The sequence below is a fragment of the Nocardia neocaledoniensis genome (assembly GCF_029868625.1).
Taxonomy (GTDB): Bacteria; Actinomycetota; Actinomycetes; order Mycobacteriales; family Mycobacteriaceae; genus Nocardia; species Nocardia neocaledoniensis_A.
Genome location: NZ_JARWOJ010000186.1, coordinates 21,493 through 34,832, shown reverse-complemented (window position 1 = coordinate 34,832; position 13,340 = coordinate 21,493). Strand labels below are relative to the sequence as shown.

At 71.2% G+C, this 13,340-nt stretch carries 14 protein-coding genes; 8 read left to right on the top strand and 6 right to left on the bottom strand.

What is annotated here, in order from left to right:
* Window positions 1-186: 186 nt before the first annotated feature.
* Window positions 187-624, top strand: coding sequence for a PaaI family thioesterase (locus QH270_RS13630; protein WP_280341642.1), 438 nt, complete (start codon window positions 187-189; stop codon window positions 622-624).
* A gap of 9 nt (window positions 625-633) precedes the next feature.
* Here the strand turns inward: QH270_RS13630 and QH270_RS13625 are convergent, their stop codons facing one another.
* On the bottom strand, window positions 634-1,569 hold the full coding sequence (locus QH270_RS13625) for an SMP-30/gluconolactonase/LRE family protein (protein ID WP_280341640.1): 936 nt from the start codon (window positions 1,567-1,569) through the stop codon (window positions 634-636).
* A 40-nt stretch (window positions 1,570-1,609) separates the two neighbouring features.
* On the opposite strand from QH270_RS13625, the gene QH270_RS13620 reads away from it, so the two are divergent.
* Window positions 1,610-2,530 carry a LysR family transcriptional regulator gene (locus QH270_RS13620; RefSeq protein WP_348537656.1) on the top strand — a complete coding sequence of 307 codons (921 nt, stop codon included), beginning with the start codon at window positions 1,610-1,612 and terminating at the stop codon, window positions 2,528-2,530.
* Between the two features lie 42 nt (window positions 2,531-2,572).
* Here the strand turns inward: QH270_RS13620 and QH270_RS13615 are convergent, their stop codons facing one another.
* Genes QH270_RS13615 through QH270_RS13600 form a run of 4 tightly spaced genes read right to left on the bottom strand, consistent with a single transcriptional unit; the run spans window position 2,573 to window position 7,587 of the window.
* Entirely contained in the window at window positions 2,573-3,814 is a 1,242-nt protein-coding gene (locus QH270_RS13615) for a cytochrome P450 (protein WP_280341638.1), read from the bottom strand.
* 25 nt (window positions 3,815-3,839) lie between these two features.
* Entirely contained in the window at window positions 3,840-5,132 is a 1,293-nt protein-coding gene (locus QH270_RS13610; protein ID WP_280341636.1) for an FAD-dependent oxidoreductase, read from the bottom strand.
* Entirely contained in the window at window positions 5,129-6,352 is a 1,224-nt protein-coding gene (locus QH270_RS13605) for a cytochrome P450 (protein WP_280341634.1), read from the bottom strand. The genes QH270_RS13610 and QH270_RS13605 overlap by 4 nt, the downstream gene beginning before the upstream one ends.
* Window positions 6,349-7,587, bottom strand: coding sequence for a cytochrome P450 (locus tag QH270_RS13600; protein WP_280341632.1), 1,239 nt, complete (start codon window positions 7,585-7,587; stop codon window positions 6,349-6,351). The genes QH270_RS13605 and QH270_RS13600 overlap by 4 nt, the downstream gene beginning before the upstream one ends.
* Before the next feature lie 214 nt (window positions 7,588-7,801).
* Between QH270_RS13600 and QH270_RS13595 the strand changes: the two genes are divergently transcribed.
* Genes QH270_RS13595 through QH270_RS13570 form a run of 6 tightly spaced genes read left to right on the top strand, consistent with a single transcriptional unit; the run spans window position 7,802 to window position 12,760 of the window.
* Window positions 7,802-9,454: an AMP-binding protein gene (locus tag QH270_RS13595; protein ID WP_280341630.1), complete on the top strand. Its 1,653-nt coding sequence runs from the start codon at window positions 7,802-7,804 to the stop codon at window positions 9,452-9,454.
* Window positions 9,455-9,493: 39 nt separating this feature from the next.
* On the top strand, window positions 9,494-10,282 hold the full coding sequence (locus QH270_RS13590; RefSeq protein ID WP_280341627.1) for a ferritin-like domain-containing protein: 789 nt from the start codon (window positions 9,494-9,496) through the stop codon (window positions 10,280-10,282).
* A complete protein-coding gene (locus tag QH270_RS13585) occupies window positions 10,282-10,827 on the top strand; it encodes a PaaI family thioesterase (RefSeq protein ID WP_280341625.1) in 546 nt (181 codons plus the stop codon). The genes QH270_RS13590 and QH270_RS13585 overlap by 1 nt, the downstream gene beginning before the upstream one ends.
* Window positions 10,824-11,084, top strand: coding sequence for an acyl carrier protein (locus QH270_RS13580; RefSeq protein WP_280341623.1), 261 nt, complete (start codon window positions 10,824-10,826; stop codon window positions 11,082-11,084). Before QH270_RS13585 ends, QH270_RS13580 begins: the two co-directional genes overlap by 4 nt.
* Window positions 11,081-11,914 (top strand): SAM-dependent methyltransferase, encoded by an 834-nt coding sequence (locus QH270_RS13575; RefSeq protein ID WP_280341621.1) that lies wholly within the window; start codon window positions 11,081-11,083, stop codon window positions 11,912-11,914. The genes QH270_RS13580 and QH270_RS13575 overlap by 4 nt, the downstream gene beginning before the upstream one ends.
* Window positions 11,915-11,917: 3 nt before the next feature.
* Window positions 11,918-12,760: an acyl-ACP desaturase gene (locus QH270_RS13570; RefSeq protein WP_280341619.1), complete on the top strand. Its 843-nt coding sequence runs from the start codon at window positions 11,918-11,920 to the stop codon at window positions 12,758-12,760.
* 51 nt (window positions 12,761-12,811) lie between these two features.
* Here QH270_RS13570 and QH270_RS13565 read toward each other — a convergent pair whose 3' ends face one another.
* Window positions 12,812-13,279, bottom strand: a complete 468-nt coding sequence (locus tag QH270_RS13565; protein ID WP_110035370.1) for a PaaI family thioesterase — start codon at window positions 13,277-13,279, stop codon at window positions 12,812-12,814.
* Between the last annotated feature and the right edge of the window lie 61 nt (window positions 13,280-13,340).

Sequence of the window (13,340 nt, the reverse complement as noted above, 5' to 3'; positions counted from 1 at the left end):
CGGGGGGCGCGGGGGCCGGGGCCCCGCGGGCCCCCCCGGCCCGGGGGCCCGGCCCCCCGGGCCCCGCCGCCCCGGGGGTGGGGGGGGGCCCGCGCGGGCCCCGGGGCCCGGGGGGGGCCCCCCCGGGGGCCCCCGCGGCCTTGGTACGGTCCGCCCACCGATCCCCGAGCGAAGGAGCCGTCCGGCATGACGACACCGCCGAATCCCGACTACGCCCAGCTGGTTCCGGCCGCCGTGCTGTCGATGCCCGCCGCCGCCCACCTCGGTTTCCGGTTCGGCCGGATCGCGCCCGGCGAGGTGGAACTCGTCCAGCCGCATCGCCCCGAGCTCACCCAGCACAACGGCTATCTGCAGGGCGGGGTGCTCGGTTCGCTGGCGGACTTCGCGGCGGGGTCGGCGGCGGGCACCCTGCTCCCGATCGGGTGGGTCAACATGACCATCGACTACACGGTGAAGATCCTGGCTCCCGCCAAAGGCGCGGAGGTCATCGCCAGGGGCCGGGTGATCAAGCCGGGCGCCACGCTCACCGTCGCGGCGGCCGAACTGTTCTCCGTCGAGGACGGAACCGAAACCCTCTGTGCCACCGCGCTGGTCACGCTCCGCAATGTGAACACGGCGGGCTGACGGCCGGCCTCAGCGCCGGTCGACGGCCACCGCGGTGTACGGCGTCGACGGGGCGGGCGGGGTGTCGAAGCGGGCGTTCGGGAGGTAGAGGCGGTCGCCGAAGGCGGCGACGGTGGCGGGGACGTCGAAGCGCGGGTCGGTGATCCGGCGCTCGACGCGTCCCTCGGTCCCGGCGCCGTCGAGGGTGAGCACCGCGACGGCATTGCGCCGGTTCTGGACGGCGAACAACGTATTACCTTGCAGCAGTAGCCCGTCCACGTCCGGCAGGGATTCGCCGCGCAGGTCGACGCGCGTGGTGACGCCGGTCGCCGGGTCGACACGGAACAGCTCGCCGGTCACCGATTGCGCGATCAGCAGGGCGCTCCCGTCCGGTGTGCGGACGATGCCGTTGGCGTTGAAAGCCTGGGGAACGTAGATCAGGTCACCGCTGAGCGGGATCCGGCGCACCGCCTCGGCGGACGGCAAGGCGCCGTCCGGCCCGATCGGCAGGTGATACAGGACCGCCGCGGTGGAGTCGGTGACCCACGCGCCCTCGGCGGTGAGGACGATGTCGTTGACGAAAGTGCCGGGGCCGGTGGCGAACTGATAGGTGGCCAGCACCGCACCGGTCCCGGCGTCGAGCACCCGGAAGTCACCCCCGGTGCCACCCGCGACGAAGAGCCTCCCCCGGCCGTCGAGCTGGAGGCCGAGGGCAGGCGTCCCCGGCCCACGGCTGAGCAGGTGCCCCTGCCCGGTGACGAGGTCGGCGCGGTAGATCGACCCGTCCGCCATCGATCCGAAATAGGCCACCGGCAGCGCCCCGATGGCGATCCCCTCGGCCTGGAACCCGTCGGGCAGCGCGACGGTGGTGGGAAACAACAGCTCCCGCGCGCCGACGTGGTCGACGGGGAGCAGGACGGCCGCGGCGACGGCGACCGATCCGAGGAGACGTACCGCACTGTTCATGTCCTCCATCGAACGTCGTCGCGATCAATGAATCCAACACATGTTCGTCACGGCAGCGATCGTGATCCACGATGGAACGATGGAGTTGCAGCAGTTGCGCTACGTGCTGGCCGTCGCCGAGACGAACAGCTTCACCCGAGCGGCCGAGCGCTGCCTGGTGGTGCAGTCCGCGCTGAGTCACCAGATCGCCAAGCTCGAGCGCGAGCTGGGGGCGGCGCTGTTCGAGCGGACCAGTCGTCGCGTGCGGCTGACCCCGGCCGGTGCCGCCTTTCTCCCGGCCGCTCGCCAGTGCCTCGAGGCCGCCGAGCGGGCGGGCGCCGAGGTCGCGGCCGCGATCGGGGAGGTGCGCGGCAGGCTCGCGGTCGGGCTGATCCCCACCGTCGCCGCGGTGGATCTGCCCGCCGCGCTGGGGGATTTCCGCGCCCGCTACCCGGCGGTGCGGATCAGCCTGCGGGTCGGGGCGAGCGAGGACCTGGCCGAGCAGGTCGAGCAGGGCGCCCTGGACGTGGCGTTCCTCGGCCTGCCGACGACCGCCCGTCCGCGCGGCGTCGCGGTCCACGAACTCGCGCGCGACCGGCTCGTCGCGGTGGTCGCGCCGGAACATCGGCTGGCGACCGCGAGCGAGGTCGACCTGCGCACGCTGGCCGAGGAGGTCTTCGTCGATCTCCCGCCGGGGACCGCGGGCCGCGTCCAGTCCGATCTCGCTTTCGCCGCGGCCGAGCTGACCCGCGACGTCGCCTTCGAGGTCACGACGGCGGACTACATCGCACGCCTGGTCGCCGCCGATCTGTGCGTGGCCATGCTCCCGAAAGCCCATGCGCCACAGCTGGTCGGCGTGCGCACGATCGAGGTCACCGACGCGCCGAGCCGGGTGGAGTACGCGGTGTGGAGCCGGGCGGGTCGCAGTCCCGCCGCCACGGCGTTCCTCGCCACCCTCGACATCCCGGCCGACCCGCGCTGACAGCCCCGCCGCGCACGGCGGGGCTGCGCGGGAGCACGCGGCTCAGGCCGGGGTGACCGCCACCGGCAGCGACTCCAGCCCGCGGATGACGACGTTCGGCTTGAACGGCGGGTTCTCGCTGCGCAGTTCCAGCGAGCCGACCTTGCGCAACAGCACGTCGAGCAGGATCTCCATCTCCAGCAGCGCCAGCGGAGCGCCGAGGCAGTAGTGGATACCGAGGCTGAAGCCGAGGTGCTTCTTGGCCGGGTTCTTCGGATCGGAGTAGCGGGTCACGTCCACCCGCTCCGGGTCGGGGAAGGCGGCCGGATCGTGGTTGCTCGAATTGATGAGCACCACAACGCCTTCGCCCTGGTCGAACCGGTGCCCGGCCACGGTGATCGGCCGGGTCGCCGCGCGCGTGGTGATCTGCACCGACGGGTCGAGGCGCAGCAGTTCGTCGGGCGTGTGGGCGAGCATCTCCGGACGGTCGCGCAGCACCTGGATCTGGTCCGGGTTGCGCAGCAGGCGCAACATGCCGGTGCCGATGAGATTGGCGGTGGTCTCGTGCCCGGCGACGAAGGTGGTGATGCAGGTGGCGAGCAGTTCCTGTTCGGTGAGCACGTCACCACGGTCCTCGACCTGCGACAGCGCGCTGAGCAGATCGTCGCGCGGGCTCACCCGGCGTTCGTTGAGCAGCTCACGGAAGTAGCCCATGAATCCGCGCGAGGCCGCGCTGCGCGCCCGCAGGCATTCCTCGGGCAGCGTGTAGTCGTGATCGAAGCCGCGGGCCAGGTCCTGCGACCAGCGGTGCACCTGGTCGTAGGCCTCCTTCGGCACGCCGATCAGCTCGCAGGCGATGATCAGCGGCAGCGGGTAGGCGATCAGCTCGACGAGGTCGAATTCGCCCGCGGCCACGGCGTCGTCGACGAGCTGCTCGCACAGCTGCTCGATGCGCGGGCGCAGCCGGGTCACCATGCGCGGGGTGAATCCCTTGGTGACGAGGTTGCGCAGGCGGGTGTGGTCCGGCGGCTCCATCCACAGGAACGACGTGGGCAGTTCCTCGGGGGCGTTCTCCGGCGACACCGTCGGGTGCATCATCGCCGCCTCCTCGGCATGGCTCCAGGCCGTGGTGGACAGCACCGCCGCGCAGTCCTCGTACCGGGTGAGCACGTGGTGTCCGAGCGGGGTCTGATGGATCGGGCCCGCCTCGCGCAGCACGCGGGCGGGACTGTAGGGGTCGGCGCGGCCGTCGGGGCCGAACAGCTCGACCAGGGCGGTCTGGACGGCGTCGATCGTGGAGGTCATGGATGGGTCTCCTCGCGGGTGGTGGTCAGGACAGGAGGATGCGGCGCAGCGTGCCCGGCGCGGTGAGCGCGGCGGGCGGATCGACCAGGTGGGCGACCCGAAGGAAGGTCCTGGCCACGCGCGGATCGTGGTGGGCCACGCGCTGCACCCTGGTCACGAAGACATCGGTGAGCCGGGTCCGCAGGGTGCGCCTGCCCGCGACGCCGGGATGGCGCAGATCCGAGCCGGCGGCCAGCTGCCAGGCCACCGCGACCGGGTCGGCGGCGGCCGCGTAGAAGCGGGCGGGCACGTCCGCTGCGGCCAGGCAGTCCCGCAAAGCGGCCGCTTGCAGCGCGGCGACGGTCATGCCCTGGGCGTAGAGCGGGTTGAACGCGCACTGGGCGTCGCCCAGCACGACGAGCCCCGCCGGCGGGGCACTCTGACGATCGAAGCGCCGGCGCACAGCGGTGCGGAAGCGGTACGGAACGGGCTCGCCGAGGGCGTCGGAGCCGACGACGATGGTGTGGATGTCGGGCGCCGACAGCGACGCGGCGTAGTCGCGGAAGCCCTGATCGTCGGTCGGCGGATGGTCGCCGAGCATCCCGGCGAGGGTGACGTGCCAGCGGTCGCCCTCCACCCGCACCGCGCCGCCACCACGCCCGTCGGCGCCGGTCGACACGATCACCGATGCCTGACCGCCGAGCTGGCCGGGCCGGTGCCGGAAGAACCGAGACGTGTAGCCGAGGTCCACCTCGAGCCGTTCCTCGGCGGGTATCTCCGCACCGATCTCGCTGAGCCACTGGGTGATCCGTGAGCCGCGGCCACTCGCGTCGACGATCAGATCGGCGGCCAGGGTCTGCTCCCCCGCCGGGCCGGTCACCCGGACGGCGCGCACCCGATGGGCGTCGCCGACCAGCCCCTGCACGGTCGTCCTGGTCAGCAGTTCGATGCCACGCAGCCGCAATGTGCGGCGGCGCAGGACGGTCTCGAGCAGCGATCGGGTCGCGATGAGCGAGGTGAGTCCGGTCGCGCCCGCCGCCAGCCGGGAACCGCCGACATACCAGCGGGTGCCGACGAGCACCTCGGCCACGGTCGCGCCGTCGCTGACCGCCTCCTCGGTGAACCCCGGGTACAGCTCCTCCATGATCCGACGACCCCGGTCGAGCAGCCCGTGCAGATGCCAGGCCTGCGGAACGCCGCGGCGCACCGTCTCTTTCGCGTCCAGCTCGTCGCGTTCCACGAGCGTGACCCGGTCGAACCGCTCGGTGAGCACCCGTGCCGCCAGCAGCCCGGCGAACCCGGCGCCGATGACGAGCGCGTGCTGCCGCGACGCGGTCACAGGGTCACCGGGAGGTGCCGGATGCCGCGGTGGATCAGGCTGGGCCGGTACTCGATCGGCTGCTCGGCCAGGGCCAGCTCGGGCGCCCGGTCGAGCAGCGTGCGGATGGCGGTCTCGGCCTCGATGCGGGCCAGCGGCGCGCCGACGCAGTAGTGGATGCCGAGGCTGAAGCCGAGATGCTTACGCGGCGGGCGATTTCCGGTGAAGCGGGTGATGTCGAAGGTGTCGGGGTCGTGGTAGACCCGCTCGTCGCGGTTGGCCGAGCCGGTGAGCACGACGACGCCGTCGCCGCGGCGGAAGCTGTGCTCACCGACCCGGGTGTCGGCCAGCGCGACCCGGATCGTGAACTGGGTCGGCGCGTCGTAGCGCAGCATCTCGTCGATGGCGGGGCCGATCAGCTCCGGGTGGGCGCGCAGCAACGCGAGCTGGCCGGGGTGCCGCAGCAGCGCGAGCATGCCGTTGCCGATCAGGTTGATCGAGGTCTCCATGCCCGCCACGAGCAGCAGCAGCGACATGCCGATCACCTCGGGCTCGGTGAGGAAATCGCCGTCCACGCTGGCCGCGACCAATTCGCTGAGCAGGTCGGTGCCGGGCCGCTGCTTCTTCTCGGCGATGAGCCGGGCGAAATGGCCCATGCAGGCGATGGCCGCGTCGGTGCGGGCGCTGATGTCGTCGGGCCCGAGCAGCGAGTCGGGGTCGCTGCCGCGCGCGATGGCCAGCTGCCAGGCGCGGAAGCTGGGGCCGTCGGCGGCGTCGGCGCCGAGCAGCCGGACCGCGACCATCGCGACGGCCAGCGGGACCGCCAGATCCTCGAGCACGTCGAGCTCGCCGCGCTCGAGCGCCGCGTCGACCAGGCCGTCGACCACCGTGCCCGCCACCGGCGCCAGCTCGCCGATCATCTTGGGCGTGAACGCCTTGGCCACCAGCTTGCGGTAGCGGCCGTGTTCGGGCGGGTCCATGCGGACGAACGAGCCGGGGATGGCGGCACTGGTGTCACGGAAGGGGCTGATGCCCGCCGCGTAACCGTGGCCCCAGTCGGCGCCGGTGAGGACGGCCGCGCACTCCTCGTAGCGGGTCACCAGCCGCACCGGCACCTCGTCGAGCGAGTACGGGAACAGCGGGGTGGCGGTGCGCACGCGGGCGTAGGCGGGATAGGGATCGGCGCGGTGCTCGGGCGCGAAGGCGTCGAAGGTGAGGTCGGCGGGGACAGCGGTACTCATCGGCCCTCCAGGCTGATTCGCAGTTCGGACATGCCGCGCACGACCACGTTCGGGCGATACGGCGGTTCGGCGAGCAGATGCATCCGCTCGACCCTCGTGGCGACGGCGCGCAGCACCGCCTGCATCTCGAGGCGGGCCAGCGGCGCGCCGAGGCAGTAGTGCAGGCCGAGACCGAACGACAGGTGCCGTTCGGGTCGCCTGCCGGGCAGGTAGCGGCCGATGTCGAAGCGGTCGGCCTCGGGGAAGGCCTCCGGATCGCGGGCCGCCGAGCCGATCAGCACGATCACCGCGTCGCCGGGGACGAAAGTCCTTCCGGCGAGCTCGATCTCGTGCCGGGCGGTGCGGGTGGTCAGGTGCACGGGCGGGTCGTAGCGCAGCACCTCGTCGACGGCGGGACCGCACAGCGCGGGGTCTTCGCGCAGCCGCTGGAACTGGTCGGGATGGCGGATCAGCGCGAGCAGCCCGTTGCCGATGAGGTTGACCGTGGTCTCGTGCCCGGCCACGACGAGAATGAGCAGGGTGCCGATCAGTTCGGTGCGGGTCAGCCGGACCCCCGCCTCCTCGGCGTGCACCAGCGCGGTGATCAGGTCGTCACGCGGGTCGGTGCGGCGCTGGGCGACGAGGTCGCCGAAGAACTCGTCGAACGCGTGCACGGCGGTGGTGCGCGCGGCCAGTTCGGCCGGGCTCAGCAGGGTGTCGGGGTCGAGGCCGCGCGCGATGTGCGCGGAGATCTCCCGCACGTGGGCGTGCGCTTCGGCGGGCACGCCGAGCAGCTCGCAGATCAGGGTCAGCGGCACCGGGTAGGCCAGCGCCTCGAGCGCGTTCGTCTCGCCGTCGGCCAGCATGGCGCTGAGCAGCCCGTCGACGAGCCGGTCGGCGCGGTCGTGCAGCCCCGCGACGGTACGGGCGGTGAACGCCTTGCCGACCAGACCGCGCAGGCGGGTGTGGTCCGGCGGTTCCATCCACAGGAACGAGCCGGGCAGCTCCACGTCGCTGTCGCCGTGCAGCAGCTCCGGTTCCTCGGCATGGCTCCAACGCGGATCACTCAGGATGGCCTGGGCCTGCGCGTGTCGCGGCACCAGGTGGGTCTCGCGGGGGCCCGGCACGAACGGTCCAGCGGCGCGCAGGGTCTCGTAGCTGGGATACGGGTCGTGGCGGCGGTGCGGCGCGACGCTCTCCAGCACCGCGATCTGCACCGGGGTCGGGTCCTCGACCGCGACATGATCGGTAGTCACCGGCAGCTCCTAGGGGCGATTTCGGTGCGGGGATTTCGCCGCTCATCGTCGTCGCGCGGTGGCCGCGAATTCGCGCAGTATTGCCTGCTCCGATCGGGCGATAGTCGAATATCTTTATCAGGCAGTGCAATTGGACGATCGACGGTGATTATCGGCGCGCGTATTTCGTTATTCGTTCAACGCGATGTCATATGCCGCTGTTGTCGTTTCCGGCATGAATTCCTCGCGTTCGAGCGACACGCTCCTCACGCTGCTGGCCGGGGTCGCCGCCGAGCACCCCCGCGTGACGGCGACGTTCTGGTCGGTCTCCGAGCACCTGGACAACGCCGCGTTGCAGGCCCGCGCCCGGACGACGGCGACCGCCCTGGTGCGGCGCGGGATCGGGCGGGGCGAACCCGTCGGCGTGCTCAGCCCCAACGCGCCGGAGTTCCTGACCTCGCTGTTCGGCATCGCCGCGGCGGGCGGCGCGGCCACTCCCCTGCCGCTGCCCGCCGGCGCGGGGGCGACGGCCGCCTACCCGGCCAAGCTGGCGGCGATCACCGCGGCGGCGGGCATGCGGACGATCCTGGTCTCGCCCCGGTTCGCCTCGATGATCCCGTTGATCGGGGACATCGGCGTCGAATTCGTCGACACCGGCGCGCTGGTCGAGGACGTCACCGCGGCGGTGGACATCCTGCCGACGCCGGGCCCCGACGATCTGGCCATCGTGCAATTCACCTCCGGCAGCACCGCGCTGCCCAAGGGCGTGCGCCTGACCCACGCGAATGTGGTGAGCGGACTGGCCGCCATCCGCACCGGTATCGATCTCGGACTCGATGATCAGGGCGGCTTCTGGTTGCCGCTGTTCCACGACATGGGCCTGTTCGGCACCCTGTCGGCGGTGCTGCGCGGCATCCCGGCGCACGTGTGGTCGCCGATCGCGTTCGTGAAGGATCCGGCGCGCTGGTTCGGTGAGTTCGCCGCGACGAAGACCACCATCACCGCGATGCCGAACTTCGGCTACGAGGCGCTGCTGGCGGCGATCCCGCCGGAGCGGGTCACCGACTACGACCTGCGCCACTGGCGGATCGCGTTCAACGGCGCCGAGCCGATCGCCGAATCGGTGGTCTCGGCGTTCTGCGAGCGGTTCGCGCCCGCCGGTTTCGCGCCGTCGACGATGTTCGGCGTGTACGGCATGGCCGAGGCCACGCTCGCCGTCGCGTTCCCACCGCTGCTGCGCGAGCCGGTGTTCGAGTGGGTCGACCGCGCCCAGCTCTCGGACGCCGCGGTGGCCGAGGAGGTGCCCCGCGGCGGCGACGGCGCGCGGGCGGTCGCCTCGGTCGGCGCCCCGGTCGCCGGGATCGCCGTGCGGATCGTGCACCCCGGGACCGGCGCCGACCTGCCCGACGGCCGGGTCGGCGAGATCCTGATCCAGGGCGCCCCGGTCACCGACGGCTATCTCACCGCCGACCGGGAGGCCGTGGCCGACCGCTTCGTCGAGGGCTGGCTGCGCACCGGTGACCTCGGCTACCGGCGCGGCGCGGAACTGTTCGTCACCGGCCGCTGCAAGGACATGATCACCGTGCGCGGCGTGAACTACTACGCCCAGGACGTCGAGGCCGCCGTCCGTGACCTCGACGGCATCCACAAGGGCCGCTGCACCGCCGCCGTCGATCCCGACGGCGACGACGTGATCGCGCTGATCGCCGAGACCGAACGCACCGGCGACGCGGCCGACGCGCTCGCCGACGCCATCCGCGCGGCCGTCACCGCCCACCTCGGGCTCGGCGCGGTCGAGGTGCATCTGGTCGCGCCGCGCAGCATCCCCCGCACCAGCAGCGGCAAGCTCCAACGCCTCGCCGCCCGCGATCTGATCGGCCGGCGATGACGCCGCGCCCGGCTCCCCTTCGATCGAACGGAGTGCCTCGTGCACAGCTTTGACGTGTTCCGCCACTACGAACGCCTGCACTGGAAACTGAGCGATCTGGACCTGTCCGCGGTCGACCCGACACTGGTCCGCCCCGAATACATCACCCTGGCCAAGAGCGCGGCGATGGGCGAGTCCAATGTGATCGCCGCGGTGCACGGCTTCCTCGACGAATTCGTCGACGACTACGACTTCTCCACCTTCGCGGTGGTGTGGGGCTACCAGGAGGTGCAGCACCACTACGCGTTCCGGTCCTGGCTCGGCGCCATCGGCGAGGACGTCGAGGACCGCGCCGTCGACGCCATGCGCGAGCCCTACGCCCCGGGCAGCACGCCCTCGGCGACGCTGGCCACCAACATCATCTCCGAGCTCACCGTCAACCACGTGTACCGCGCGGTGTCGAGCTGGGTGGCCGAACCGGTGCTGAAGGAGTTGCTGCTCAACGCCAGTCGCGACGAGGCCGGGCACGCGCGCGAGTTCATCCACTACACCAACGAACGGCTGAAGAAGCGGCCGGAGGAGCTGCCCTCGGTGCTCGAGACCCTGTACGTCTACAGCTCCGAGGCCAAGATCAAGCATCCGGTGAGCACCTTCAAGGCCGGCATCGCCGAACTCGGCGACCACGAGACCATCGACACCGGCTTCGAGCTGTTCCTCGAGCAGGTCGCCGCCGAGGGCGAGCTCGAGGTGCTGCACGACAAGGTGCGCCGCACGTTCGCCTCCATCACCGGGCTCGACCTGTCCAGCAACGCGAAGGTGCGTCGCGCGCTGGCCGACGCCATCGCCTGATGACGGCCGCCGAGCAGACCACGGCCGTCACGGTGCCGTGGTCGGTGATCCCGGACTACCACTGCTTCGGCTGTTCCCCGCACAACGCCGCCGGGCTGCGCCTGAGCTTCACCCCGCGCCCGGACGGCGCGCTGGAGGCGGCGTTCCGGCTGGGCCGGGCCTTCGAGTCCTATCCCGGTGTCGTGCACGGCGGCCTGATCGGTGTGGTGTGCGACGAGGTGATGGGCAATCTCATCGTGCTCGCGCGCAACGTGCCCGCCTTCACCGTCTCCCAGCGCACCCGCTTTCTCACACCCCTGCTGATCGAGCGCGAATACCGCTGTGTGGCAACGCTACCGCCCGAACGCGGGTCTGGGCCGATCGCCGCGCACGCGGAGATCCTCGATGCCGACGGCGCGGTGTGCGCGTCGTCGACGGCCACCTACCAGCCCTTCGACCTGCACGCGGTCCGCGATCAGCTCACCCTCGACGACGACGAAGTCGCCCTGCTCGACCACGCCCTGTCCACGTCGAACACCTTCTCCCCGAACGGAGCCCGGCCATGACCACCACTTCCGCCGACACCATCCTGCGCACGGTCACCGAGATCGCGATCACCGAGACCGGCCTGCCCGCCGCCGAGCTGACCCCCGACGCCGACCTGCGCGCCATGGCCGGCGTCGACTCGGTGCGGGTGCTGCGGATGATCGCCCGCATCGAGCGCACCTTCGACATCGAGCTCGAGGACGAAGACGTCTTCGGCATGTCCACCCTGGCCGAGGTCACCGCCGTGGTGGAACGCGCTGTCGAGGCGGCGGCATGACGGTCGTCGCCGATACCAATCAGCACTACGATCTCGATCCCGACATCTTCGGCGAGTTCCTCGATCCGCTGCGCAAATACAGTGCGGCGCTGTACGAATCGGACACCGACACCCTGGAAGCGGCCCAGCGCAACAAGCTGCGATTCGTCGCGGAGCGGCTGGGCCTGCGCGGCGGGGAACAGCTGCTCGACGTGGGGTGCGGCTGGGGTTCGCTGATCCTGTACATGGCGAGCGAATTGGGGTGCCGGACACTGGGGATCAGTCCGGCGCCGCGCCAGCACGAGTACATCGCCGCGCAGGCCGCCGCCCGCGGGGTCGCCGATCTGGTCAGCACCCGGGTCGGGCATTTCGAGCAGCTCGAGCTGCCCGCGCGCGGCTTCGACGCCGTCACCCTGCTCGGCTCGATCGTGCACATGCCCGATCCCGACGAGGTGTTCCGGCGCGCCAAGGCGGTGCTGCGTCGCGGCGGCACGCTCTACGTGTCGGAGAGCTGCTTCCGCAACGCGGCCACCCGTTCCGCGTTCGACGATCGCGACGGCACCGGGTTCGTCCGCGAGGACATCTTCGGCTTCGGCGAACTGCGTCCCCTGTCGGAACTGATCGCGGCCGCCGAGAACGCGGGGTTCTCGGTGATCTCGGTCGACGACCTCACCGACGCCTACCGGCGCACGATCGAGGACTGGATCGCCAATGTCGACGCCGCCGCCGATCGCATCGACGCGCACGGCGCCGGCCTGGCGGCCAAGCTGCGCCACTATCTCGAGATCGCCAACGCGGGCTGGGGTTACACCACCAAGCATTACGCGCTGGTCTGCCGGAATGCCAGGTAGGACATGATCAGCACACCGGGGCTGCTGCCCGTCACCGAGCTGACCGCCGCGGTCGACGGATTCCTCGCCGCCTCCCCCGCGACCCGCGCCTGGGACGTCGAGACCGCCTTCGACTGGGCCGCCGCCGACGCGGGCAGGCTCACCGAGGGGCAACGGTCCGCGGTCCAGTTCGTCACCCTCATCGAGGACCACCTGCCCGGCTATTTCGATGTCTACCACCGGCACTTCCCCGTCGACTCCAGCGTGGATCTGCCGACCTTCGAACACAATCGGGAGCTCTACCACTTCACCGTGCGCTGGGCGCTCGAGGAGGACACCCACGCCAGGGCGCTGGCCCGCTATCAGGAGGCGGCGGGCATGGCCGAACGGTCAACGCTGCGTTCGGAACTGGCGGTCGAGGGACACAAGCCGTTCGACCTGCCCTACGACCATCCCGTGCAGTTCTTCGCCTACGCGCTGGTGCAGGAGAAGGCGACGCAGATGTACTACCAGCAGCTGCGCGACGTCGTCACCGATCCGGTGCTGGCGGCCGTGCTCACCCGCCTGTCCCGCGACGAGGCCAGGCATTTCAGTTTCATGGCCGAGGTGGTGACCCGGTACCTGCGCCACGACGGTGACGCGGTGGTGGCGCCGATCCGCGACGTCATCGCCCATTTCCGGATGCCGCTGTCGGACACGCTGCGCGGCTACTGGCGGTGGGCGCTGCGCATCGCCGAGGTCGCCGATTACGACCACACCGCTGCCTACGAACACCTGGTGAAGGTGATCGATCGGGCCGTGGACACCCGCACCGAGCCCGTCGACGAGCTCATCTCCTTCGTCGAGAGCTGCCGCACCGTCGCCTGAGACACAGCGAAACGGCCCTGCTCGGCGCTGAGCAGGGCCGTTTCGCTGTCGTCAGTTGCTCTGGGCCAGGACGAGAATCGTGGTGCTGCCGTGGGCGATGAGCTTGCCCGCGGCGTCGGTGATGCGGCCCTCGGCGGTGGCGGTGCGCCTGCCGACGTGAACGGCGGTGGCCTCGCAGGTCAGCCGGCTGCCGTCGAGGGTGACCGCGCGGATGAAGTTCACCTTCAGCTCGAGGGTGGTGTAGGCGACACCGTCGGCGAGCTCGGTGAACACCGCGCTGCCCATCGCGGTGTCGAGCAGCGTGGCCAGCACGCCGCCGTGCACGGTGAACATGGCGTTGATGGTCGCCGGGTTGGGGTCGAGGTAGTAGCGGGTGCGCCCCTTGGCCGCGCTCTCCAGGCGGATGCCGAGCGAATCGCCGACCCCCAGCTTCTCCTGCAGCCCGCGTTCGAACACCGCGGTCAGTTCGGCGACGCGCCGAGCCGCGGTCGCGTCGACGTCGACATCAGTACTGGTCATGGTTTTCCTCCCTGCGGACGATTCCTCCGCCATTCGACCAGCGCGTGGTGAATTCCGTCTG

Excerpts from the sequence above, each read along its gene's own strand:
- QH270_RS13575 (WP_280341621.1), top strand. The coding sequence starts at position 11,081 with ATGACGGTCGTCGCCGATACCAATCAGCACTACGATCTCGATCCCGAC.
- QH270_RS13620 (WP_348537656.1), top strand. The coding sequence starts at position 1,610 with ATGTTCGTCACGGCAGCGATCGTGATCCACGATGGAACGATGGAGTTG.
- QH270_RS13580 (WP_280341623.1), top strand. The coding sequence starts at position 10,824 with ATGACCACCACTTCCGCCGACACCATCCTGCGCACGGTCACCGAGATC.
- QH270_RS13605 (WP_280341634.1), bottom strand. The coding sequence starts at position 6,352 with ATGAGTACCGCTGTCCCCGCCGACCTCACCTTCGACGCCTTCGCGCCC.
- QH270_RS13615 (WP_280341638.1), bottom strand. The coding sequence starts at position 3,814 with ATGACCTCCACGATCGACGCCGTCCAGACCGCCCTGGTCGAGCTGTTC.
- QH270_RS13595 (WP_280341630.1), top strand. The coding sequence starts at position 7,802 with ATGAATTCCTCGCGTTCGAGCGACACGCTCCTCACGCTGCTGGCCGGG.
- QH270_RS13565 (WP_110035370.1), bottom strand. The coding sequence starts at position 13,279 with ATGACCAGTACTGATGTCGACGTCGACGCGACCGCGGCTCGGCGCGTC.
- QH270_RS13630 (WP_280341642.1), top strand. The coding sequence starts at position 187 with ATGACGACACCGCCGAATCCCGACTACGCCCAGCTGGTTCCGGCCGCC.
- QH270_RS13570 (WP_280341619.1), top strand. The coding sequence starts at position 11,918 with ATGATCAGCACACCGGGGCTGCTGCCCGTCACCGAGCTGACCGCCGCG.
- QH270_RS13585 (WP_280341625.1), top strand. The coding sequence starts at position 10,282 with ATGACGGCCGCCGAGCAGACCACGGCCGTCACGGTGCCGTGGTCGGTG.
- QH270_RS13625 (WP_280341640.1), bottom strand. The coding sequence starts at position 1,569 with ATGAACAGTGCGGTACGTCTCCTCGGATCGGTCGCCGTCGCCGCGGCC.